The organism is Ideonella sp. (genome assembly GCF_041914305.1).
In the GTDB taxonomy this organism is placed as follows: domain Bacteria; phylum Pseudomonadota; class Gammaproteobacteria; order Burkholderiales; family Burkholderiaceae_C; genus Ideonella.
In genome coordinates this window covers 103,205-125,311 of record NZ_JAYSDQ010000021.1, presented here as the reverse complement: position 1 = coordinate 125,311, position 22,107 = coordinate 103,205, and the positions used below count along the sequence as shown (strand labels likewise).

Below are 22,107 nucleotides of genomic sequence, written 5' to 3'. Positions count from 1 at the left end.
GCCAATAGGTCTTGACGGTCGTGACGCCGGCCTTGGTCTCCACCTCCTGCGCGCCGGCGTAGACCGTCATGCCGTCGTCGCGGGTTTGCTTGGCGCGCTGATGCTCCGGCCCGTACGCGAACTGGCTCCACTTGTCGTCCTTGGTGATGCGCAGCGGCATGTCGAAGCTGGTCCACGTCAAGTCACGGCCGGCTCCCTTCTTGAGGTTGCCGTTGTCGTCGTATTCGAACGTGCCATCAATGCCGGTGATCGACTGCACCGCGTGGGGCCGCACCGAGCCGACGCCTTGCGTTGGGTAGCTGTAGTTGCCCAGTCCTGACTTGATCGCAATGTTGCCGGCAGCGTCGTAGTTGAACGTCTTCTGCGGCCTGCCATCGACCGTGCTGGTCCACAGCCGGTTCAGCTCGTCATAGGAGAACTCCTCCAAAAAGCCCGACGTGTCCCACTGCTGGTCACGCGTATGTACGTTGCCCAACTCGTCGTACGTGTAGCCCTCTTGCAACCGCACCACGTTGGCGGCGTTCTTGACCATGCCGGTTTTCATCCGGCCCGTATGGGGGCTGAAGGTATTGCTGTCGGTCAGGCCGTTGCCCAGTCGGATCAGCGTGACCCGGTTCGATGCATCCTGGGTCAGCACCTGCGACAGCACCAGCCCCGGCCGCTCAACCGACGACTGATAGCCGTTCTCGTTGTAGCGGAGATAAAACTCCTTGGCCGCGTCGCTGCCGCGCTGGTAGATCTGCCTGTTCAGGCGGCCCCAATCGTCGTATGCCGGCGTGCTGGTGTAGTTGCCATCGGTCAGCACCTGCGTCGTCGTGCTCGGCCGCCCCAAGCCGTCATACGTGTGGATGCGGCGGTAGTCCTTCTTGCCCTTGCCGTCGATCGTGTAGGCCTCAGCCAGCTTGCCCACGCCTTTGGTTGCCGTGTCGTAGTCCCAATGGCTGTCCGAGTCCGGCTCCTGCCGCTTGACCATTCGATCCAGCCCGTCGTAGTCCATGGTGGTGGACTTGTTCAGGGCCCGCTCGTTCGGACTGATCTGCTTGCGCGTGCGCCCAGCAGCATCAACGGTGTAGGTGATCAATCCCAAGTCCGGGTCAGACAATTCGACCTTCCGGCCCAGGTCGTCGAACGTCACGTTGATCACATTTCCGTTCGGGTCTATCGTCTGGTTCAGGTTGCCCCAGGCGTCGTAGCCGAACTTGGTCTCGCCATTCTTGTTGTCAATGACCAAGCGCACCTGGCCAAGCACGTCGCGCTTCTCGGTCCGCTTTTGTCGCCTGGGGTTGGTGATCACCGTCACCATGCCCTGGTAGTCGTTGGTCAGGACCTGTTCGACGCCGTCTTCGTCCTTGGTCGTGATCGTCTTCACCCGGTCGAGCATGTCGTAGTCCTGACGACTGGCCAAGTACGAATCAGCGCCCTTGTAGCGTGGGTGATCGGTTTCATACGAGCGCCCGATGGGGTCGTAGCGCTGGTCGACGTAGATTTCCTTGCCGTCGAAGCCCCAGGTCAACGACTGCACGACATGGCCGACGCTGTCTTGGTAAGTGACCTGAGGCACAGCCATCCGGTCACTGCCATGGAAGTGGTCAGCAACCTTGGCAACCTTCGCGCCAGCGGGGCAGTCACCCGCGCACTGCTTGGTGTAGCTGCGCGTTTCGTTGCCGCCGGGGCGCTGCTCGACCAGTGCGCGGCCAAAGCCGTCGACCGTCCACCTGGTCTCAAGCAGGTTGGCGTCGATGTGGCTGGTCAGTGCACCGCTGCCGTAGTTATAGCCCCTGGACTCGGCGTGCTTCTCCGCGTTCGTCAACATGATCGGTAGGCGCCCGTTGGGGTCGTATACCGTGTCGTTGGTGCGCACGCGTTCGTTGAAACTCAATGGATCGTACCAACGCTCGGTTTTCCTGTTGACCAAGCCAAATGGGTTGAGGTCTCGGTTGTACTCGACCGTCATCGTCAGATCGACGTCGTAATTCTGGATCTTCTCCATCGACACGCGGCCGCTAAAGTTCGATTCGTACCAGACATCCCGCGTCCGTGTGATCTTGCGCTCGTCGCCGCTTTGCTCCTTGGTGACCTTGGCGTACTCCACCAGATCGACCAGCCAGTGCTCGACATCGGCGTCGTAGTAGGTGTTGACCGTCTTGGTCGTGAAGGTGGCCTTCGGGTCGACGGCCGAGCCTTCCGAGACGGTCTTGGCCTTCAACAGGTTGCAACGGTTGTCGTACACGATGTCGTCGGTATCCACGCCGGAGGTCGTGACCGTTCCCAGGTAGTGTTCACCGTCGTATCGAACTACCTTGCTGCCGGCGCTCAAGGGACAGTAGGTCTTCTGTTTGTTCGACTGGACAATCGTTTTTTGCAGCGTCCGATTCGTGGTTTCGGACAGCGGCTTGGCATTGCCCCACAGTTCGACCACTTGGCTCAGCACTGTGCCCACGAAGGGCCACTGCTGCGAGTAGGTGGTGGTCGTGGTGATGTTCTTCTGCTCGTCCTTCTGCGTGACCTTGGCGAACCCAAGTGATCCACGGCCGGCCACGTCGATGCCGGCGTCCTGATACGAGTACTTGAAGCTGCGCTCGGACGCCACACCGTTGCTGTGGGTCAGGCGTCGGACGATCTTGCCAACACCCGCCGTGGAGTGTTGCGGATAGGTCAATGTGCTGGTGCCCGAGCGCGTGACGGGGCCGTCGTAGGCTACGCCGTCCACGTACTCGACTTTCGATATGGCGCCCACGCCGTTGGTCACTTGGTGGATGCGGTCCAGCGCCTGCGTGTAGTACGCCAAGTCGCGCGGCTCGTAGACTTTCCATCCCCCTGAATAGACCATCACCTGGGTCCGGCCCGTGCCCAGCAAGTCCATTTCGAACGCATCAACAGAGTCAGCGCCCTTGTCCTTGAGACCGATCCAAGGCTCGCAGACGATGTTGGCGTCGTCGCTGCCCAAACCGCCTGTGGTGTCGTCACCCAACAGGCGACACACCTGTGGGTCGCCATATTCCATCAGGCCGTTGACGACCTTGGTCGGCGTGCCCCTGAAACTGGGCTGGCCATCACCAACGTAGTTACCGACGCCATGTGGAGCAACGTACTTTGAACCGCTGTACTTCTGACGTACGCCACAGTCCAAGCGCTTGCCTGTAGACAGGCACACCGTGACCTCAGCCTTGTTGTACGTGTAGATGCCACCGGGGTACGTAAGCTCGATGAAACCAAAGACCAGGCCGCTGTAGCCTGTGCCGTTAAAGTCACCCGTCACGTTCCCAGTGGCGTCGAAGTTGTATGGCGAGAGAGGCGGTACGCAACCACCGTCTGGGCAATCGATCGGGTAGTCGGGGTAGGTATAGCCAGCCGCTGAGCCAGCGTTGTAGACGGAGTCGGGCGAGTTTGGTTGCCTGAATCCCGTGATGCGAACGATCGGTTGGGTATTGACCCAGTCGTTCTTGAAATAGCAACTCGTACCATCCGCGTCACACACCTTCTTCACATAGTGCGGGTAGGTCCATCGAGCGTTTTGCTGCTTGCCGGTTCCTGCGAAATCCACCATTTCGTCGAATCGAACATACGAGGAAAGCGGCGAAGGTGGATTGCCATTCTTTGCGTACGTATAGCCGAGGTAGCTCACGGGGGCAGTACGGTCTTCGACGCAACTGTCTTGGACGCACAGCGTGGCGAAGCCGAGCTCGTCGTTGAACCGGCTGTACAGCGCCGAGCGGCCATCACCAACCACGTCGAGCACATGCGGGATCTGGTAGTCAGTGTTCGTCCCTATCGCCGCCAAGCTGTTGTTGCAGTCGAAGGTGATCATCGAGCCCGGGGCGCCTTGCGGCCCGATCTGCCCCATCGGCGACAGGCAAATCTTGGCGCTTCCTTTATCGATGTGGACCAACAGATCAGGTGCACCGTCGCCGTTGAAGTCGCCGGTGGCAAGTACAACGAAGTCCTGGCCCGTGCTGATCTTGTAGTTGTACTCAGTGAAACCGCTGCCGTTGTTGTGGAAGTAGCGATACTGATTTCTGTACTTGCCGTAGCCCAGAGAATTGGCGTCTTTGATCAACCAGTCCCGGCCCGGCTCTCCGACCGGTGTCGGTGACGAGACACGCTTTTCGAGCACGTCGGTATAGCCGTGGTTCTCGAAGTCGGCGAACGCGAAGTACTCGGGGTGGTTGGCGTAGTAGGTGTGGTTGTTGATGACGTTTGACGTCGTCATGTTGGGTGCACCAGGCCACTCGCCTCGGTATACCCAGTCAGCCTGCTTGCCACCGTCGGGCTTGCCCCAGGCAAAGCTCGTGGCCGGCAGACAGTCCGGCTGCGCGGTCTGCGGGTTGAGCGCACACACCTGCGCCGTCGTAAGCATGCTGCGGCCGCTGGTGGGGCTTTTCTCGTAGGTGAACGCGTAGTCGCGCACCAGCGTGCCGCTGGCTGCCACGTCGCCATCCAGGTTGCTGCCGTAGTAGGTCTTGATGTGGCTGATGCGGCCTCGCAGGTCATTGCGCGCGTCATCGACGTAGCGCTTCCAGGCATCCGGGCGAGCTTCCCAGGTGAACTGCACCGCAGCGTGAGACTTCAGGCCCACGCCGCCGTAGCGGATGGTCACCGGCTTGTGCTCGCCGGTGGCGGTGTCTTGCTCGTAGGTGAAGCTGATGTAGTTGCCGGCACGGTCGGTGATGCGGTCAACCGCCCAAGACAGTGCCCCTCCCTTGTCGTACGGCAATTGCTCGTTGTCCTTCGAGCCAGGGTTGATTGTGGTGACGATCGCCTTGACGTTGCTCGACGTGTTCGCGCCTGCGGCGTTGCCGCCGTACCAGATCTCGCGTTTGTCCCGCGTCTCGACCTTGAAGCGCAGAGTCTTGCCAATGCCGTACGCCGTGATGCGGCTCATCTGGTCGATTTCGGTGCGGAACTCCGCCTTGTCGGACCAGTAGTTCTCGTCGCTCAGAGGCTTGTTCGCCAGCACCAGGCGCTGCCCATCCAGGCACAGGCGATCGCCGATGTCGAACCGGACGCGACCGTTGACGCCGTCTTGGGCAATGGTCTTTCCGCAGCGGTGAATGCTGGACATGCCGCCCAGGCTCCAGCCCAGGCCCAAGGGGCCGTTGCCCCCTTGGCTGCTGTAGCTGATCGACAGGTTGGGTTTGAGCCCTGCTGTGCCCGGTGGCACCTCGATCGGGATGCTGTAGGTTGCCGCCCCGGCGTTGTTCACGCTCAGTTCGCCCGGTAGTGAGCCGGCATCGGGATTGGTCAGGTGCGGTGGGGTGATGTCCACCGGGATGGGGGCGTTCTCCTTGAGGACCTTGACCACCTTGTTGGTGGACTTGGAGCCGAACCAGGTACCGCCCGCTCGAACCATCATCCACTGGAAGTTCACATTGCCCAGCGTGGCAGGCGCCTTGATGGAGAAGGTAAAGGTCTTCGTTTCTCCGGGGGGAACGGGGGCATCGACGTCAACGCGTGACAGGCCCCAGGTCTGGTTGTCGGCGGGGTTCTGCGAGCCGAGCTGGAAGCCCGATCCCGCGGCCCAAGTCCCCGTGCCGGTATTCTTCATCGTCACCGAGGCGGCGTAGGCGTGCCCGGCATTCACGCTGGCCGGTACGTTCTGGTCGACAAAGGCTGCGTTGTAGTTGACCTTGATGGTCTTCATCGTCTCCGTGACGGTGTCCGTGCCATTGGGGCCATAGGCCGTCCAGGTGCAGTCGGACGGATGGTCGACCCAGTTGGGATCGGCCGTCAGCGTTTCCGTATCGCTGACCTTGCTCTTCGTACCCTTGCCGGTGTAACCCAAGCCGCTGTTGTCCAGGGGCTTGGGCTTGCAGTCGTAGTCGACTTTCGTGGCGTTGGTGGATGTCCAGGTGAGCTTGAAGGTCTCGCCCGCCAACATCGGGTTCGGGTCCCGCGTGACCGACAGCGTGGGCTTGGGCGGAACGACCTGCACCGTGATCTGGTTGCTGCGCTCGCCGAACCATGCGCTGCCCCGCAGCATCCGCCACTGGAAGGGATAGCTGCTTGCCACGGCCGGAGCCGTGACCTTGAACTTGAACTCCTTCGATGCACCGGGCGCCACCGCGGCGTCCAGCATCACGCGGCTCAGGCCCCAGGTCTTGTCGTCAGGCTGCGCACCGAGCTGATAGGTCGAATTGGCCGCCCAGGTGTTGGTGCCGGTGTTCTTCAGCGTGACCGAGACGTCGTATTGCTGGCCCGCCACCATCTTGGTTGGCACGTTTTCGCCAACGCGCGTCGCGTCGTCGTTTGAAGTGATGACGATGGTGCGGGTTTCGGACACACCGGAGACGGGGGAAGGACCCTTGTTGCCCCATGCGCGAAGGTAAAGAATATGGCTGCCCACGCCCAGGTCGACCTTGAGGGGCCCTTCACGCTTTTCGTCCAGCCACTCCACCTGGGAGTTGCAACCGTGGTGAGGCTCGTAGTCGTGGTCCGTTAGCCTTTTGGCGTCTTCAAGCAGCTCGACGTTGTAGATGCTGACGCCGCAGTCGCCCTCATGGTCCCAGACAACGTCATAGTCGAACGACACTGTCATGGTCTTGCCTGCGTCGACTGAGCCGCTGGTGGGCGTCAACACCAGGTTGCTGAAGACCGGGCCTGGAGCACTGCTGGCGGTCAGCGGCAACGTGGCCATCATGAGCAGCAGCACGATCGCGCGCAGCATGGGGGCGCTCGTGCGCCAGGCAAAGTGAATCCAACCGCGCACAAGGCGCGAAGCGACGAAAGCCATTTTTGGCTCCTCCCGTTGGTGAAGACTCTTTTACTGCGTCCCTAACTGCGCTATTTGCTGCGTCTATCGCGGGGCGGATTGTTGCCGGTGCCTTTTGAGCCGGCACTACCCACTATTGGGGGATTGACTGAGAAGATGTGCAGCCACGCGATCTCGCGGGCTTGCTTGCCGCCGCCGGCCCCAACAGGGCGGTGCATCGCCAGGCGGTTCCACGCCGTGTGGTTCAAGCTTGGCGCCCAATCGAAGTCCGTCAGGCTGCCTGGCTCCAGGCTGTTCAGGCGGAACACCACCAGGTCTTCGCCCGTGGCCGGCAGCCGCGACCGGCATACCTGCTCAGACTGCCACGCGGGCGTAGTCGACACCGCAGCCAGAAAGAGGGCGGGGCATTCGAAACCACCCGGCCAGCGCTGCTCGCAACCGTCCTCGGTCCCGTAACGCCGCCTGAACTCACCAAACGACAGCCCCTCGTTAAGTTGCACCCGATTCATTGGCATCGTTGGCCTCCTGATGTCAGCCAATCCATCCTCGCCCCCCTCAAGCTCAATCGGTGAGCCAGCAGCCGAGGAACTTCGTCAATCAGGCCGCAACGAGACTAACCACTGATCATCGCCGTTACAGTAGCTGCTGCCAGTCTCCATCGCAGCCTTCCGGGCGCACATGGGCAGTCTCGCTGGCAATGGCGCCGCGCCGACGGATACTGCCGCACTCGGTGTGAGCTCTTTCGTCGCAATGGCGCTCTTCCTCATTCTTGTCAAATAGCCAGAGGAGCGATTGCTCAGCCATGGTCGCCACCCGCCTGATCGAACGTCTGGACGCCGCCATCCGTGCCGCCGCCGAGCCACTGCAACGGGAGTACCTGAAAGCCGAGCGAGCTGGGGCAATCGCGCGGTTGGGCCTGCTTTCGGATGCACGCTTCACACTGACCGGCTTGCGCGCCCAGAATTCGCGCCACAAAGACACGCTGCTGTCGGCCTGGATCAGCCTGGTAGAAGGCCAGATTGAGCACTTCGACACCGTCGCCCCGAAAGCGGTCAAGAAGTTCCAGAGCGCGCTGGAATTTGCCGAAGCCGCTGGCCATGCACCGACCCAGGCGCTGGCCTTGGCATGGCTGGCCACCTGTGCATTCAATGCGGACGACGTTCCTGCGATCGCCCGCCACGCCGCGGCCGCGCTGAAGCTTGCCGGACCAGAAGAACACGCCGCCCTGGCACGCGTTGGCTTGGTGCTGGCCGACACGTACCGCTGCGGGGGTGACGATGAGAAGTCACAGGCCTGGTACTTGCGGGCGCGCGCCCACGCCAGTGCCGACGGTGACAGCTCGATGATCAGCGCCATGTTGCACAACATATCGGCGATGCGCGCGAGCCAGATTGCGCTGGCAGACGCCTTCGGTCGGGCCGACCCGGACCTGGCGCGCAAGGCGCTGCTCGAAGCCGAGTCGACCGCCAACTACGACTGGGGCACCGGCGTCGCATCATTGTCAACGATGGTGCCGGTGACGCGTGCCCAGTTGCTGGTCACCCTGTCTCGCTTCGAGGAAGCTGCGCGCCTGTTTGACGAACACATAGACCGTGCTCGCCGGGAAGGCATGGCTCGTCGCGGAGCACGGCTACTGGCCGACCGTGCGTGGTGCCATGTGCGCCTGGGCCGCGTCGCGCAAGCGCTGGCCGATACCCAGGCTGCCGAAGCCCAGGCGAAGGCTCAGCGCGACTCCGACGATCGAGCCGCCGCGTATGCGCGCCTGGCTCGCATCCACCGCCACGGTGGGCGCGACAAGACGGCCGACGCTCTGCAGGCCAAGGCCGACAAGGCGCTGGAGGAACATGTGGCCGAGCAGGCCTCTTGGTGCCGAATACTGGACGAGACACTGGCCGCGCTCGGCCAGGTCGAGGCGTAAAGCACAGGGATCCTGCGCCGCGCAGGTATGGAGTCAGCTCACCCGCTGAGCGCAGCAGCAAGTTCTGCCTCCAGGCTCGCAATGGCGTCCGACCTCAAGCCCTGTGTGGCGGGGGCATCGCCCTCGCTCGGGATCACCTGCGCATCCTCCAGAAACGCGAAGCTGCAGGCGTCCCAGATGTCGGGCGACGGCAGGCCCTCCCACTCCTTCGACCGCTTCGACTCGATCACGTACTGAGCACGGTCGTTAAAGTGATACGGGATGCGGCTGCCCTGGTCGAGTATGGCGTTGCGGTCGCGCGAGTCATGAAAGGCACGCGCGTCGATCGTGAATTGCCCGGCCCGCGTCGCCCGCGCGATGCTGACCATGGCGTGCGCACGCTGGTTGAAGAACGATTCCTTCAACGCCGTCTTGAAGCAGGGGTTGCCCCACAGCACCTTGACCGTGTGCGTCAGGCCCAGCTCCTGCAGCCGCTTGTAGACGGCTAGGCCCAGCCCGCCGCCGTCGATGGCAACAGTGGCGTTGGACAGCTTGCCCGCGATCTGCAACACCTCGGCGCCAAGCGCTGTCGGCTGGATCGTGTTGCTGATGATCGGGAAGTCCACGACGTGCACGCGGCGTGGCTCGTGTTCGTGGGACTGGCCGTAGCCCACCGCCTTGGCGACGGCAACCACGGACTTGTCGCGGTATTCACCGGCGCCGACGTCGACCAGGACGAGCCAGCCCCAGTCGTCGCTGGGACCGACGCAACTCGCCGCGCCGATGGCAGCTTCCAGATCCCCGCGGCTCAGGAGCTGCCCTTCCAAGTTCGCCGGGAAGCGCCCACGCACCTTGATCAGGTACTGGGGATCGTGCCGACCGCCGTACTGCAGGATCTTCTCGGCGATGAAACTGTCCGAGACCAGCGGCGAGTCTTCGGAGTCGAACACCAGCGCCAGCCACACGCCGCCGAGCGACTGGCTCAGCGAGTGATGGGTGTCGTAGAAGAAGCCGGAGTTGCGGGTCGGCTGCGACGCGATGACCATGCGGTTGCGCGCATCGGTCAGCGAGCCGCCAATGACGCCGAAGTTGGCATCGGGCACGCCCGATGCCTCATCGATCAGCCACAGCAGCCAGTCACGGTGCGCGCCGGCCAGGTTCTCTGGCGAGCCCCGCGGCGCCGTCTTGCAGGCGATCCACCAGTTCAGCTTGAAGCCGGCGACGAACACGCGCTCGTGCTCGATCACCAAGTACTCGCACAACCATGCGTGCGGGCCCGCCTTGATCTTCGCCTGGATATCGGCGAACTCCTTCCACACGCCATCGTGCACGGTGGCGAGCTTGGGCGCCGAAATGTAGGTGTTCGACAGGTGGTAGCACAGCAGGTGCCACAGGGCGATCACGCCGAACGAGCTGGTCTTGCCCGTTCCATGGCCCGATGCCACCGATACGCGGCATCCGGGCGCTTGAGCGCCCCGCATCAGCTCGCGCTGCTGGGGGGTGAGGACCATCCCGACCACCTCGACGGCGAATCGCACCAGGTCGAAGGCGTAGCGCTCGACGAACTCCAGGTAGCGCGGATCGTCGGGCAGCCGCGGGCGAGGCGGCGCCAAGCGCTACGTGCCGGTCGGGCCGGTCGCAGTCTCCTGCGCGTCCAGGCGCGCGGAGCGTCCCTGCACCCTCACTGCCATGTCGAGCATGCGCTGCGCGCCGTTGGCGTAGATGGCGTCCAGATCCTCGCGCGAAACCTGCGAGGCCTCTCCAACTTGCTTGTTGTCCAACTCGAACAGGCCGAGGTGGCGCATCGCCTTGTCCAGCGCGTCCATCTTGGGCCACAGCTTGAGCTTCTTGAGATTGCCCACGACCGCCCCGCTCATGCTGTCGGTCAGCTCCGTCACCTCCAGGCTGCCCACGGCCGCAGCCGTGGCGTCATCCCATTCGGACGGCTTCTTGAGCGTGCCGTCGTCGTTGAAGGCCTGTCGGATGTCGACCAGTGCGACAGCGGTCAGCTCGCGCAGGATGCGGACGCGATCCAACCCGGCGATCTCGATGTCGCGCCGCCTGGCCTGCTCGATCGCCACCTGAACGTTGGGCCGACTCATCATCAACGAAGCCTGCGATCGCGCCGTCGCTCGATGGGCGGTGTTGAATGCCCGCATGTAGGCTTCGGTCTGGTTCAGCTCCTTCAGGTACTCGACGACGAAGCGCTCTTGCCGGGAGTTGAGCGGCTTCAGGGCTTCTTGCATCCACAGCGCCTCTTCGTCGGGTGTTAGCGGCTCGGCCGTGCCCTTGGCGATGGACGAGCCCGAGCGGTGGACGTGGGTGGCCGCACCGCGCGTGCTCCGCTTGCCGGAGGGGCGCGGCGCCGCCTTGCTGGCATCGGTCGAGTTGCTATCGCTCATCGAGCGATCGTCATCCCCGAGCCGTAGTGCGAAGTGAAGCGTTTTCCGAATCCCAGCTACTGCCGCTCCGATCGGCGGTCACCGGCAGGGGCAGAATTGCCCACAGGGAAGGAAAACCGAGCGATGGTCAACCCATATCGCAGCGCGTCGTGGCACGAGTTCCGGCATGAGGTACTTCGCCTCGACGGGTATGCATGCAAGCTGTGCAGGCGACAGCAATCGAACGACGTTCGTCTGCACGTCCATCACAAGCGCTACATATCGGGTCGACTGCCTTGGGAGTATCCGCACGATATGTGCGAGACGCTGTGCAGCGGGTGTCATGCCGCCGAACACGGAATCATTCCCCCAAAGTTCGGATGGCAGTTCGTCGGCTATGACGACTTGGGTGACCTCAGTGGCAAATGCGAATTGTGCGGTACGGCGATCCGGCACTCCTTCTTGGTCGCGCACGAGAAGTGGCGTGCAATGGAAGTTGGCGAGGTTTGCTGCGACAACCTCACAAGCACGCAAGTGGCAACTGGTCACCTTGACTCGCTGCGGCGCTACCTCGATCGACGAAAGCGCTTCGTTTCATCGACTCGCTGGACGCATGTCTTCCTCAACGTCCAGCGCATCAGACACAAGGGCATCGACGTCGAGCTCATCAAGCAGGAAGGCGCCTATCGACTGCGGATAAACGGGCAACTCGGCAAGAAGATGTTCTCGACGGCAGTGGATGGGAAGGCTGACGCATTCGATCTGATCGAGTCGGGCGCCATCGGCAAGTGGCTGGACAGGAGGCGAACACCGCGAAGTCCGCACGGTCGTCGTGGTGCGTAGACGCCGCGGGCGGCACAGAAGTTCGACCGACGTGGCTCTCACTATGTCGCATTCACGGGCAAGAGCTTCGGTCTTGGGGCAGCACGAGCGATCGCCATCACCGTCTGCATCGGCGTGGCAGCGGCGCACGCCGCCCTGAACACGGCAAGCCGCTCCTGCTTGCCCAAGGCTTCAAGAGCCGCCTGGGTCACCGTCTCCAGTTCGACCATCGCCTTGAGCAGCATGGCCCCGCCCGGCATGTCTTCCCAAGCCTCGCCGTTGAGCGTAGCGAACCGGTCGAACGTCTCGGTCGCGGTGCTGGCCACGCCGAGCAGGCGCCTGGCCAGCGAGATGGGTTTGGTGGCCGCGTTCATGTGCTCCGAGATCATTTCGAGAACCTGCGCCGCGTGCTCGCGCAGCATGCCTTCGACGTGCCGCAACACGGCCTGGCGTTCCGCCACTGCAGGATCGCGCTCCGGCTCGTCGCTCAGCCCCAGCAGAAAGTCCACACTGACGCCGTAGACAGTGCTTGCCACGCAGAAAACCGCCAGCGGGGTATTGCGCCTGCCCAACTCGATGAGCGACAACTGCGTGCCGTTCTCGTAGCCCATTCGGACCGCAGCCTCCCGCTGGTCCCACCCGTTCAACTCCCGCGCCTGCTTGAAGCGAGCCGCGACCGTGGTTCTGACCAGCGCATTGGTACCGCTGCGGGTCAGCGTGTTGAAGGGAAGCACCACGTCGGCAGGTTCAGTCATCTCGACTTGCTGAATCTCGTTCACTTGTAAATCTCCCTGATCGTGATTCCGTGTTCGCGCAGCATCAGCTTGCGCTTGATGACGTAGTCGCGTGTTCGGGTTGCCTTGCTCTTGACGTCTTCGACCACCAAGCAGCCACCGCGCTCGCGGTCCCGGTAGACGTAGTCGGCAACGTAGGTCACCGGCTGCTCGACACCGCCGTCATCGCGCTGCTGGCGCCCCAGCAGTTCGAAGGGGACCTCGCGACGCAACTCGGCGATCAAGCCGGCCCGCTCCAGCATCTGCAGCTCTGCGTGACGCTTGAGCTCGCGCTTGCTGCGATAGGCCTGGCCGTTGACCACCACGGGCTGCGCGCCGTACTTGTTCACCCGTCGCCTGGACGGGACGCGCCTTACAGCGGCTTTCGCAATGGCGCTGTTAACCATAGGCGCTCTCTGGGCGGCTCGCCTGCTTGAGCATCGGCAAGCCCCCGCCAACGCTGCGCTCGACGCGCTCGCCACCCCGTTGCAACGGGTTGTTCATCGCTTGGGCGAGCAACAACGGCGCCAGCCGGTCGTTGCACAACTGCAGCTCGTGCACCCGCAGCAACTCATCAATCGCCGCGCCCTCATCCGCTTGCACTGTGAAGGGTCCCGCCGACCCGCACCGCCGATCAATCTGGGTCAACGCATGACGCGCTGCCAGGGCAGCATAAGAACCCTCTTCACCAATCCCATGGCGGTGCAACGCCACGACGGCATCGCTCACGCTCCACAGCAGCAGCATCTCGAAGTTCTCATGACTGCGTTTCCCAACCAACCGTCGAAGGGCCATCCGGTACACAGCCACGACGCCGGCCATCTCCTCATCCGGGCCCTGTTCTCCCCTCGCCGGTTGCCGCAACTTGCGCGGGCGTTTGGTCTGGCCAACTGTCATCGAATCACTACCCCTGTCGAGCTAATTTGGTGTGATCAATGTATTCGCTCTCATGTTTTATTTCAACGTTATAACTATTCCTGTTAGCGCTGGCTTCGCTCGGCGACAAACGCGAGGCCACGAGCGCCCGGGCTTTGGCGCGAGCCTCTTCGGTAGCCTTCCGGGCCACTGCATCGGCGCTCGGTCCTGACCGCTTGTCCGTTAGATGCTGCTTGAGCGTCATCAGGATCAACCGCACGCTCTCGGGCAGGCCACCCGAGGCCCCGCTGGCTTCGCCAAGCTCTGACGCGTCTCCTCGCGGCGCCGGCAGCGCCAGGTAGGGCTGGGCCTGCGGCAGCGCCAAGCAGCCCGCGTCGACCGCAGCTTGAATGGCGACAGCGCGCAGCTCTGGGTCGTGGCCTTCGGAGACCAGCCACTGCGGCAACTCGCGGTTGGCTCTGCCGCGCTCGACCAGACGTGCATAGACCTCCCGAAATGCCATGCGGGCACCCACCTTGTCGCCCTGCACGAGCAGCGGCCTGGCGATTGCGAAGGCCTCGGCCATCTCGTCGGACCATACGACCGTTTGCTGCTCGTCCAGCGCGAGCAAGGACCTGGCCCACGCTTCCTCGACACTCGGCCGTCCGTCCTCGGCCATGCGAGCTTCGATCTTGGCGACGACGTCGGCCGGCGACGGCGCGAATCGCCCATTGACCGGGTCCTGCATGTGCTGGTCCAGCCCATAGCGCACGGCCGCCAGGCTGTAGCGCGACAGGATGCGAAACCACCGCTTCAGGTCCTCGCCGCTGGGTGTGTACGCGCCACGGCTGAGCATCCGGCAGTCGTTGCTGACCAATTTGCTGAACTCGTCGAAGTCCTTGGCAATCACACCGGCGCTCTCCAGAGGTCTCCGTCGCGGTCGAGCAGCGTCGGCTCGGTCACACCGGGCGCACTGCCCTCTCCGAACAGCTCTGCCTTGGCCTTGCGGATGCTCTCGACCAGTTCTTCCTCCGTCATCTGCGCCCCGCTGCGCGGCGGCCTGCGGCCAGTGTTGTCGCTGGGCTTGACCCAAGCGGCACGGAAGCCCTGCCAGGAGTTTTGAGCGGCGGTCTTGATGGCCTGCGCCAGTGACAAACCCGCCGCGGCGGCTTCGACCTCGACACCTTCGAGCGCGAGCATCGAATTCACCGCCCGCTTCCTGGCCCGCACGACCAGCCATGTCGCCGCGGCCTTCGGATCGACTCCCTTGGCGGCCAAGGTGCTGGCATCGAAGAGTTCGATGTCCGGCGCTTTGCCGGTGCCCCGACGCTTGCGTTCAGACCGGGCCCTTGCGGCGCGCGCTACTGGGTCCTTGCTCCCAGTCCGTTCTTTCTTCAAATCAGTCTTTGCTTGTGTCGTATTGGCCGTATCCGGTTGAACCGCTTCCGGATGATCCGGAAGCGGTGAAAAACCGTTGGCGGGCGTAGTCGTGCACTCCTGCGCCGCCGGGGTCGCGTGCGCATCGCCAGCCAGCGGGGCGGCGTTCGCGGCCGGTGGCTCGACGTCGCGCGGAGGCGAACTCGGCCCGGTTGTTCCGGGCGGGGCCGAGGACTGGCCCGTTTCGGAAGACGGTGAATCGGGTGCCGGCGCATCGGTCGATTCCTTCACGGCCGCGAACGAGCGCTTCTTTGCGGCGAGAGACGACCGGCGTTGGGCCAGCTGCTTCTTGGTCAGGAAGTCGTGCCCGAGTCTTTCCTCCGCAAAGGGCATCTCGCTGACGATGTACTCCACCCCGGCCATCGTGCCGTCCTCGCGGCGCTTCTGCACCCGCTTGATGTAGCGGGTGATCATCAGCTCGCGCAGAACGGTGTAGACGGCGTCTCTTCCGCTCGGCACACCAACGGCCTCAGCGGTTTGGTTGACCAGGTTGGCCACCGAGACCGCCCAATGGTCCGGCTTGGACAACAGATAGGTCAACATGCCTCGGGCCGGCCACGACAGTCTCGGATCGGAGCTGACTTCGTTGCTGATGACATAGAAACCTGTCGTGGGACGAGGGCACCGGCGGATCATCTGGGGTATTCCTTGCGAGTTGGGCGCGGCTGCGCCGCGCAATCAAAACTGCGGTCTTCTTTTGGGAAACGAAGGGACGAGACTAGCCCGCAACGCCGCAGAAGCGGCGGCGCAGAAGCGTCTGAAGGGGAAACCGGTGGCCTACACCGTTTGCGTCACGGCCGCCTGGCGTCGCGGCGGCTGAAATGCCGCCGCATGCGCTGCGCGCTTAGTTCAGGCGTCGCAATACTTCTGCTGTCTGGCCCGCATCGCCATTGCTCAGGCGAGCGAACATCGCGGCTGCCGCCTGCTCGACATGCACCGGGTCGACCTCAATGGACGTCGCATTGACGTGGTACTCCACCACCTCGACGACCCCATCGTCCCGGCTGATCTCCTTGCGCTGGACATAGCCGGCGATCATCAACTCGTGCAGCAGGTCATAGATCGCTTCGAGGTCATTGGGCGCATCCTCGGTGTCGGGCGCTTCGCGCATGAGATGGTCGACTGCGTGCGTCCAGGGTCCGGGTTGGTTAATCAGGTACGCCAGCAAACCGCGTGCCGGCCACGACAGCCTCGGGTCGTTGGCGACATCGTCGCTCGCAACACGGTGGGCGCCTTCGGGACGAGGGGCACGGCGAATGAGCATTTGAAGTTCTTCCATTTGTTGAGAATGCACGGCTGTCGCCGTATGAGAGAGAGCACACATTCGGGAAACGACGGCGCGAGTTCGACCGTCACCCCTCGCTGCGCGCGGGGCGAAATTCGTTGAAAAGTGGTTGTGGCGCCTGTGCGTGGCGCCCGAGGCTCTACGCCTGCAGCCGCGCCCGACTGGAGCGTGCTGCGCTGTCCATGGGCACTACGCGACGACGCGCCTGATGCCCTCGTCGCAGGCTCGCCCCGCACGATCCGCAAGTGCCGGCACCGGCGGCAAGCCTCGCAGCACGTTGCAGGGGATCGAGTCATACAGGCGCTCCAGCGTGCGCCCCAAATGAAACCGCGGCGCCTTCGACGCACGCAGGTACAGGTCGCTCACCGCGGCCTGTGACACACCGGCCTCCACGGCCATCTGCGCCTGCGTCTTGCACAGCGCACCCTGGATGGCGTGGATCACCGCGCGCCAGTCGGTCTGGCCGTCAAACTCGATGCGCTTGAACGGCCCACGCCGCGTATGCGAGCAAGACGGGGTGTTCGGGAAGATCGTCAATTGGGAATCCCTGTGTTGTTGTTGAGACCCAGTTTAGTGATTTCCCTATATTTTTCAACTTAACAGGAATTCTTATAAAATCTCACGCAACAGGAGAACGATTCCATGCGCACCCCCCGACGACAGCCCCAAGCACTCACCCCCTTCGCCGACCGCATGCAGACCGCACGCAAGCGCATAGGACTCACTCAGTCGGAGGTAGCCGAGCATCTAGGCTTGACTCAGCCAACCGTGTCCACACTGGAGATCGATGGCGAGCGAAGCGCATATCTACCGGCATTCGCGCGCCTGTATGGCGTCGATGTCTATTGGCTGTACAGCGGCGAAGGCGAGATGCTGACCGGCACGGGGCGCAGGTTCTCCGTCGAGGCGGAAGAACTCGCGCGCAGACTCGACCGCATCGATGACCCGGACGTCAAGCGGCGCGTCTACGCACTGAGCCAGCTCGTCGCCGATCTGGGAACCCTTCCGCCAACGGCCACAGCATCCCGCACCTCGAAGCCCAAATCGGACGCCAGCGCGAGCGCGCCCCGCACGTCACAGACCGGCCGTCCACGCCAAAGCAAGTCTAGTGCTGCAGATAGTCCCGCACCCACCGGCATGCAGACGTCGCGTCGCAAAACACGCGCCTGATCACCCCACGCAGCGCACTTTCGGTCTGGTAGGCCAAGCTCGACTCGGCGTCGCTCCATGGCGCCACCACTACGATCGGCAAGCGCAGCAACGCAATGCCGGTACATCGGTCACAAAGCGACACTGCCGCTTCCTGGCCGAACATCAGTACCGCATGCGACAGGTCCAGCAAGAGGACTTTGACTGGCCCGATGACTTTGCGCTCGATGTCGGCGAGCAGCCTCAAGACCGACTTCAGCGACAACGGCCCAGCTACCGTGACCGTCACGGCGCCACCGCCATCTGCAGCGGTCTTTACGCAAAGCGAATCGCAGTTGTATGTGAACTCGTTGACGATCTTGCGGTTCAATGGGAACTCCCACATGGGGAAATCCATTCTAGACAACAAGTTATCAATTGTGTCAGCACTAATCGGTTTAGCGCACTGACTGCGGACGGATGCTGTGTCGCTCTACGGCCACGCTGATTCGGTCTTCACGGGTTCGCTTCCTGTTGCGATGACGCGATCTTTGGCGCTCGGCAGCTCACCGAGTGAGCCCACGCCCCGTCAGGGCATGACTTTAGTCACTTGACCAATCTCCACACCCGGCCGCCAGAGGTGCCGTGGCCCTTGCTGCGTGGGACCGTTCCCACGCATCGGATCTGACCCGTCCGCACCAGCCACGCGTAGACGGATCCGAACGCCCGGTCGTCGGGAGGAACGATGCCAGCCGCTTTGCAGCTGTTGGTCAGCTCTTCACCGCTGGTATCGCCGCGTCCGCACAAAACAGCCAGAACATGCAGGCGCGCACGAAGCGAAAAGCCCGGCATCGATAGCGATGCGCGTTGCTCGGCGTATTCACCCGCCGTTCGGCCGGCAGCGCGCGCCTGTTCGGGTGAACCGGTTGATCCTTTGGGATCCTTGGGCATCCGGGGCATGCATGGCCTCGTGCGTGGAACATGGCTTCGGATGCTGTGGCACGTGTCTTGCGCGCGGTGCGTGCGTATTCCCAATCGCACGCCAGGCGGAACAGCGAGGCGTGCGCGCGCAGCCGGCCCGACCATCACCGTTGGGAAAACGGCCCCGCCCACCTCGCCACTGTTCTTTCTAAGGTGGCCGCCGACGGACGCGGTTCTTCGCGCCCGCAGTTCCACTCTTTGAAGGAATTTCCTTGCGTCTGAGAACTCCGTTCATCGTGGGCGGCTCTGCTGCCGTCCTGCTCGCACTGTTCTTCACCGATCCCGACGACGGCGTGTCCACAGGCATGCTGCTGCTGGCGCTGCTCGTTGGCATCCTCGCGATTGCCTTTGCACACTTGGGCCGCAAGGCCCTTCACGACTACCCCGAGGCCGACATGCGCCGGCTGTTCGGCGCAGCCGGCAACGACCCTGTCGGCGCGGGCCTGGCGCTCATCGCGCTGGCGATCGTGTTCTCGGCGCTGTTGGGACTCTTCGGCAGCGCGGCTCGTGCGGCCGATGTCCGCAGCTACGTGCCGGCGGGTGCCTATGTGCACCTGCCCACCTTGAAGGCTGAAGCGAAAGCCTACTGGCCCGACCACCCTGCGCCCGAGGTGCTTGCTGCGCTGGTCGAGCACGAGTCGTGCGGGTCGTTGCAGGCAGCGAACTGCTGGAACCCTCGAAGCCGTTTGAAGACCCCACGCGAGGAGGGCGCCGGGTTTGGCCAGATCACTCGGGCCTATCGAAGCAGCGGGGAGGTTCGCTTTGATGCACTGGCCGACCTGCGCAGCCGCCACCCGATTGCGCTGGCGGGCCTGAGCTGGGCCAACGTCTATGCACGCCCAGACCTGCAGCTGCGCGCGCTGGTTCTTCAGTCCAAGGACAATTTCGTGGCGCTGCGCGCCGTGGCCGATCCGTTTGAGCGACTGGCGATGGCAGACGCCGCCTACAACGGCGGGCTGAGTGGCGTTCAGTCTGAGCGGCGGGCCTGCGGGCTCAAAGGCACCTGCGACCCTCAGCGCTGGTTCGGGCACGTCGAGACCGTCTGCCTAAAAGGCCGCCGGCCTCTGTACGGCGGACGCTCCGCCTGCGACATCAACCGCCACCACGTCACCGACGTGATGCTGGTTCGATCCCCGAAGTACCGCGCTCTGATGGCCTGACGCGGGCCCGGCCTCATGCTGAATCGCTCTGTCCCGATCCTGGCCGGCCTGCTCTTAGCGTCGCTCGCCGGCACTGCCGGCGTGTGGTTGCACGGTCGCACTGCGCTTGCCGAGGCCCGGCAGTCGCATCTGGCCTATGTCGCACAGGTCGAGCGCAATGCACGCGAGGCCTCCGAGGCCGCCCGCATCGAAGAACAACGCAGAAAGGAAGCCCAACTTGAAATCGTCCAGCTTGCACGACGGTCGGCGCAACGCACCGCCGAGGATCTGGCTCGCCGCGTGGCTGTGTCTGAGCGGCTGCGCGAGCGCGCCGGCCAACTCGCCATCCGTTGTGCCGGCCCCAGCGATCTACCCGTTGCCGATGGAAGCCAGACAGCCGGTTCGGCCGGCGCTGTGCTCGTCGACATGCTCGGGCGGATTGAGCAAGCTGCAGGAGAGCTTGCTGCCTTCGCCGACGCCGCTTCAAACTCCGGTACAGCGTGTGAGCGAGCCTATGACTCATTGACCGATGGAAGACGGCAAGACATTCCTTGACTCGACGCCACTGAACTGGTCGGCGGGATCGTCCCTCGCCCCGAGCTCGATAGCCCGCTGCAGTTCAGTGCTGTGGCAAGTGTGCTGACATCAAGCGCGACGACCAATGGCGCGAACATCGCGGGCCTTGTTGCTGGCATGCCTCGCCCTCGCAATTTGACATTGCGCGCGCTCCTCATCGGCTTCGCCCTGTTCAGCGAACGCTACCCAGAAGGTGCGCACGTCCGCCAAACGCCAACGTGTACAACGCGGCCTGCGCACCGCAGGTAGCGGCGCATGCCCGGCCGCAACCTGTGCATGCCACCAACTGACCGACATCGCGCCGGTGGCGGCGCAGGCCGCAGCGTCAATGAGCGCGACCTCTGCCAGGTCGGGCAAAACGGCATGTACTGAAGATCGCCGTTGATTCTCTGTGGTCATTGCTGGCCGTAGCAGTTTCGATGAAGAGATTGAACCGCCACGGCCAGTTCAGTCAGCACTCCATTTTCCCAACGACCAACACGGGGCCACTTGCCGTCGGGCACGACGCACGTTCAGATACCGCACGACAAGCAGGCCGGCTTGTGCGTTCAGGTAATCAGGCAGCCTGACTGACAACAGTTGCCACAGGTTTGCCATTGCCGTCACGCAGCTCATCAAGGTAGTCGGCCCACTTTTTCATCATGTCGCGTCGCTGGTCGGAGTATTGAGTACGGTTGTAGGCACGTCCATTCAGGTCCGGCACCGAATGATCGAGCTGAGCTTCAATGATGTGAGGGTCAATATTTAGCCGCTCGGCGATCATGGTTCTGGCCATGGCGCGAAACCCGTGCGCCGTCATGTCATCGTTGCCGTAACCAAGTCGGCGCAACGCGGCGCGAATAGTGTTTTCGCTCATGCACCGTTTTGTAGAAAGCATGGAGGGGAAGATGTAGCGCCCCTTGCCGGTAAGTGGCTGCAGTTCCACCAAGGCTTCGACTGCCTGCCCAGCCAGCGGCACAACGTGGGGCGGATCATTCTCCTTCTGAGTCTTGGCACGCTTCATCAGCATCGAAGGCACGGAGATCGACGCATCATCAAAGTCGACCCATTCCCATTCCAGTTGCCGCAATTCACCGGGCCGCAGCAGAAGCATGGCTGACAAGGACAAGGCCGTACGCGTTACCGGATGCCCGCGGTACCCCATCATGTCTCGCAGCAGTTGGGCCGCCCCCTTCGGATTGGTAATGGCTGCCAAGTGGCGCGTCTGTACCGGTTGCAGTGCGTCCTTTAGATCGGCGGCCGGATTCCTGGGGCAGTATCCGGCAGCTATCCCATACCGAAACACCTGCCCGCATGCGTCTTTGATTCGATGGGCGGTCTCGATTGCACCGCGCTCTTCGACCCGCCGCAGACACTTGAGCAATTCGGGCGGCTCGATAGTGCTCATCTGACGAAAGCCCAACCATGGGAATACGTCCGTCTCGAAACGGATCATCGTCCGTTCGGCAGTCCCTTCGCTGACCTTGACCTGGTGCACCTTGGCCCACCACTCTCGGGCAACGTGTTCAAACGAGCCGGGAGGCGGGAGGCCTTCGGCGACCATGCGTTCGGCATCAGCCTCGGCGATCCTGGCTGCCTTCTCGGCTTTGCGAGCCGCACTTGGGTTGATGCCTGCGGCAACCTGCCGGCGGGCTTCATCGCGTTGCGATCGGGCCTGGGCGAGCGGCACGTCCGGGTAGACGCCGAGCGACAGCATGCCTTCTCGGCCGGCAAACCTGTAGCGGAAACGCCACCAGCCTGTTCCGTTGGGCTGCACTTCCAGGTGAAGGCCGCCGCCGTCGCTCTTCTTAGCCTTCTTGCCGTCTTGAGCCGCGACCTTCAATGCTGCGCGGATCGCCTTGTCTGAGAGGGTGTCTAGGGATGTCATGCGGGCAACTCTATCGGCGCTTGCTCGACCGAGGTACCCGTTATCCGCAAACTTACCCGTCCGATCGCTGGCAACATGGGCCTTTAGCTGGTCCCATGCGGAAAAGAAAAAACCCCTAAGTGGTTGATTCACTTAGGGGTTTTGCACTTTTCTGGTCCTTGCTGGACCCAAATCTGGTGGCCTGGGGCGGAATCGAACCACCGACACGCGGATTTTCAATCCGCTGCTCTACCAACTGAGCTACCAGGCCAAGTAAG

19 protein-coding genes and 1 tRNA gene are annotated in these 22,107 nt (G+C 63.2%); 5 read left to right on the top strand and 15 right to left on the bottom strand.

Going from position 1 to position 22,107, the window contains the following annotated elements:
• Both ACE3SG_RS24035 and ACE3SG_RS24030 read right to left on the bottom strand, forming a co-directional pair.
• On the bottom strand, positions 1-6,730 hold a 6,730-nt coding region (locus ACE3SG_RS24035; protein WP_374568761.1), incomplete at its 3' end, for an NBR1-Ig-like domain-containing protein.
• A gap of 50 nt (positions 6,731-6,780) precedes the next feature.
• Positions 6,781-7,224, bottom strand: a complete 444-nt coding sequence (locus ACE3SG_RS24030; RefSeq protein ID WP_374568760.1) for a hypothetical protein — start codon at positions 7,222-7,224, stop codon at positions 6,781-6,783.
• Positions 7,225-7,511: 287 nt separating this feature from the next.
• Here ACE3SG_RS24030 and ACE3SG_RS24025 point away from each other — a divergent pair, with 287 nt between their 5' ends.
• Entirely contained in the window at positions 7,512-8,627 is a 1,116-nt protein-coding gene (locus ACE3SG_RS24025) for a hypothetical protein (protein ID WP_374568759.1), read from the top strand.
• A 38-nt stretch (positions 8,628-8,665) separates the two neighbouring features.
• On the opposite strand, the gene ACE3SG_RS24020 is transcribed toward ACE3SG_RS24025, so the two are convergent.
• Together ACE3SG_RS24020 and ACE3SG_RS24015 are read right to left on the bottom strand one after the other, a co-directional pair.
• Complete coding sequence (locus ACE3SG_RS24020; protein WP_374568758.1) at positions 8,666-10,219, bottom strand: hypothetical protein; 1,554 nt, start codon at positions 10,217-10,219, stop codon at positions 8,666-8,668.
• Positions 10,220-10,222: 3 nt separating this feature from the next.
• Positions 10,223-11,008, bottom strand: a complete 786-nt coding sequence (locus ACE3SG_RS24015; protein ID WP_374568757.1) for a terminase small subunit — start codon at positions 11,006-11,008, stop codon at positions 10,223-10,225.
• 123 nt (positions 11,009-11,131) lie between these two features.
• Between ACE3SG_RS24015 and ACE3SG_RS24010 the strand changes: the two genes are divergently transcribed.
• Positions 11,132-11,830, top strand: coding sequence for a hypothetical protein (locus ACE3SG_RS24010; RefSeq protein ID WP_374568756.1), 699 nt, complete (start codon positions 11,132-11,134; stop codon positions 11,828-11,830).
• 41 nt (positions 11,831-11,871) lie between these two features.
• On the opposite strand, the gene ACE3SG_RS24005 is transcribed toward ACE3SG_RS24010, so the two are convergent.
• From ACE3SG_RS24005 to ACE3SG_RS23975, 7 genes are all read right to left on the bottom strand, one after another.
• On the bottom strand, positions 11,872-12,588 hold the full coding sequence (locus ACE3SG_RS24005; protein WP_374568755.1) for a helix-turn-helix domain-containing protein: 717 nt from the start codon (positions 12,586-12,588) through the stop codon (positions 11,872-11,874).
• Positions 12,585-12,932, bottom strand: a complete 348-nt coding sequence (locus tag ACE3SG_RS24000; protein ID WP_374568754.1) for a DUF1064 domain-containing protein — start codon at positions 12,930-12,932, stop codon at positions 12,585-12,587. The genes ACE3SG_RS24005 and ACE3SG_RS24000 overlap by 4 nt, the downstream gene beginning before the upstream one ends.
• 49 nt (positions 12,933-12,981) lie before the next feature.
• Positions 12,982-13,404: a hypothetical protein gene (locus ACE3SG_RS23995; protein WP_374568753.1), complete on the bottom strand. Its 423-nt coding sequence runs from the start codon at positions 13,402-13,404 to the stop codon at positions 12,982-12,984.
• 82 nt (positions 13,405-13,486) lie between these two features.
• Complete coding sequence (locus ACE3SG_RS23990; RefSeq protein ID WP_374568752.1) at positions 13,487-14,347, bottom strand: hypothetical protein; 861 nt, start codon at positions 14,345-14,347, stop codon at positions 13,487-13,489.
• The gene (locus ACE3SG_RS23985; protein WP_374568751.1) at positions 14,344-15,417 is read right to left on the bottom strand and encodes a hypothetical protein; all 1,074 of its coding nucleotides are present in this window, start codon (positions 15,415-15,417) and stop codon (positions 14,344-14,346) included. The genes ACE3SG_RS23990 and ACE3SG_RS23985 overlap by 4 nt, the downstream gene beginning before the upstream one ends.
• Before the next feature lie 301 nt (positions 15,418-15,718).
• Positions 15,719-16,138, bottom strand: coding sequence for a hypothetical protein (locus ACE3SG_RS23980; protein WP_374568750.1), 420 nt, complete (start codon positions 16,136-16,138; stop codon positions 15,719-15,721).
• 210 nt (positions 16,139-16,348) lie between these two features.
• Positions 16,349-16,696 carry a hypothetical protein gene (locus ACE3SG_RS23975; protein WP_374568749.1) on the bottom strand — a complete coding sequence of 116 codons (348 nt, stop codon included), beginning with the start codon at positions 16,694-16,696 and terminating at the stop codon, positions 16,349-16,351.
• 105 nt (positions 16,697-16,801) lie between these two features.
• On the opposite strand from ACE3SG_RS23975, the gene ACE3SG_RS23970 reads away from it, so the two are divergent.
• Positions 16,802-17,329 carry a helix-turn-helix domain-containing protein gene (locus ACE3SG_RS23970; protein WP_374568748.1) on the top strand — a complete coding sequence of 176 codons (528 nt, stop codon included), beginning with the start codon at positions 16,802-16,804 and terminating at the stop codon, positions 17,327-17,329.
• Here the strand turns inward: ACE3SG_RS23970 and ACE3SG_RS23965 are convergent.
• On the bottom strand, positions 17,265-17,678 hold the full coding sequence (locus ACE3SG_RS23965) for a hypothetical protein (protein WP_374568747.1): 414 nt from the start codon (positions 17,676-17,678) through the stop codon (positions 17,265-17,267). The two genes, ACE3SG_RS23970 and ACE3SG_RS23965, sit on opposite strands and share 65 nt — an antisense overlap.
• A 215-nt stretch (positions 17,679-17,893) precedes the next feature.
• On the bottom strand, positions 17,894-18,247 hold the full coding sequence (locus ACE3SG_RS23960) for a hypothetical protein (protein WP_374568746.1): 354 nt from the start codon (positions 18,245-18,247) through the stop codon (positions 17,894-17,896).
• Positions 18,248-18,480: 233 nt separating this feature from the next.
• On the opposite strand from ACE3SG_RS23960, the gene ACE3SG_RS23955 reads away from it, so the two are divergent.
• Both ACE3SG_RS23955 and ACE3SG_RS23950 read left to right on the top strand, forming a co-directional pair.
• Positions 18,481-19,428: a hypothetical protein gene (locus ACE3SG_RS23955; RefSeq protein WP_374568745.1), complete on the top strand. Its 948-nt coding sequence runs from the start codon at positions 18,481-18,483 to the stop codon at positions 19,426-19,428.
• Positions 19,429-19,443: 15 nt separating this feature from the next.
• Entirely contained in the window at positions 19,444-19,962 is a 519-nt protein-coding gene (locus ACE3SG_RS23950; RefSeq protein ID WP_374568744.1) for a DUF2514 family protein, read from the top strand.
• A 577-nt stretch (positions 19,963-20,539) separates the two neighbouring features.
• On the opposite strand, the gene ACE3SG_RS23945 is transcribed toward ACE3SG_RS23950, so the two are convergent.
• Both ACE3SG_RS23945 and ACE3SG_RS23940 read right to left on the bottom strand, forming a co-directional pair.
• Positions 20,540-21,850, bottom strand: a complete 1,311-nt coding sequence (locus ACE3SG_RS23945; RefSeq protein ID WP_374568743.1) for a tyrosine-type recombinase/integrase — start codon at positions 21,848-21,850, stop codon at positions 20,540-20,542.
• A 174-nt stretch (positions 21,851-22,024) separates the two neighbouring features.
• Positions 22,025-22,100, bottom strand: a tRNA-Phe gene (locus tag ACE3SG_RS23940).
• Positions 22,101-22,107 lie beyond the last annotated feature (7 nt).

Coding starts and splice junctions, on each gene's coding strand:
- ACE3SG_RS23980 (WP_374568750.1), bottom strand. CDS start 16,138: ATGCTCATTCGCCGTGCCCCTCGTCCCGAAGGCGCCCACCGTGTTGCG.
- ACE3SG_RS23970 (WP_374568748.1), top strand. CDS start 16,802: ATGCGCACCCCCCGACGACAGCCCCAAGCACTCACCCCCTTCGCCGAC.
- ACE3SG_RS24015 (WP_374568757.1), bottom strand. CDS start 11,008: ATGAGCGATAGCAACTCGACCGATGCCAGCAAGGCGGCGCCGCGCCCC.
- ACE3SG_RS23995 (WP_374568753.1), bottom strand. CDS start 13,404: ATGGCCGGCGTCGTGGCTGTGTACCGGATGGCCCTTCGACGGTTGGTT.
- ACE3SG_RS24030 (WP_374568760.1), bottom strand. CDS start 7,224: ATGCCAATGAATCGGGTGCAACTTAACGAGGGGCTGTCGTTTGGTGAG.
- ACE3SG_RS23950 (WP_374568744.1), top strand. CDS start 19,444: ATGCTGAATCGCTCTGTCCCGATCCTGGCCGGCCTGCTCTTAGCGTCG.
- ACE3SG_RS23945 (WP_374568743.1), bottom strand. CDS start 21,850: ATGACATCCCTAGACACCCTCTCAGACAAGGCGATCCGCGCAGCATTG.
- ACE3SG_RS23960 (WP_374568746.1), bottom strand. CDS start 18,247: ATGCCCCGGATGCCCAAGGATCCCAAAGGATCAACCGGTTCACCCGAA.
- ACE3SG_RS23985 (WP_374568751.1), bottom strand. CDS start 15,417: ATGTTGACCTATCTGTTGTCCAAGCCGGACCATTGGGCGGTCTCGGTG.
- ACE3SG_RS24010 (WP_374568756.1), top strand. CDS start 11,132: ATGGTCAACCCATATCGCAGCGCGTCGTGGCACGAGTTCCGGCATGAG.
- ACE3SG_RS24025 (WP_374568759.1), top strand. CDS start 7,512: ATGGTCGCCACCCGCCTGATCGAACGTCTGGACGCCGCCATCCGTGCC.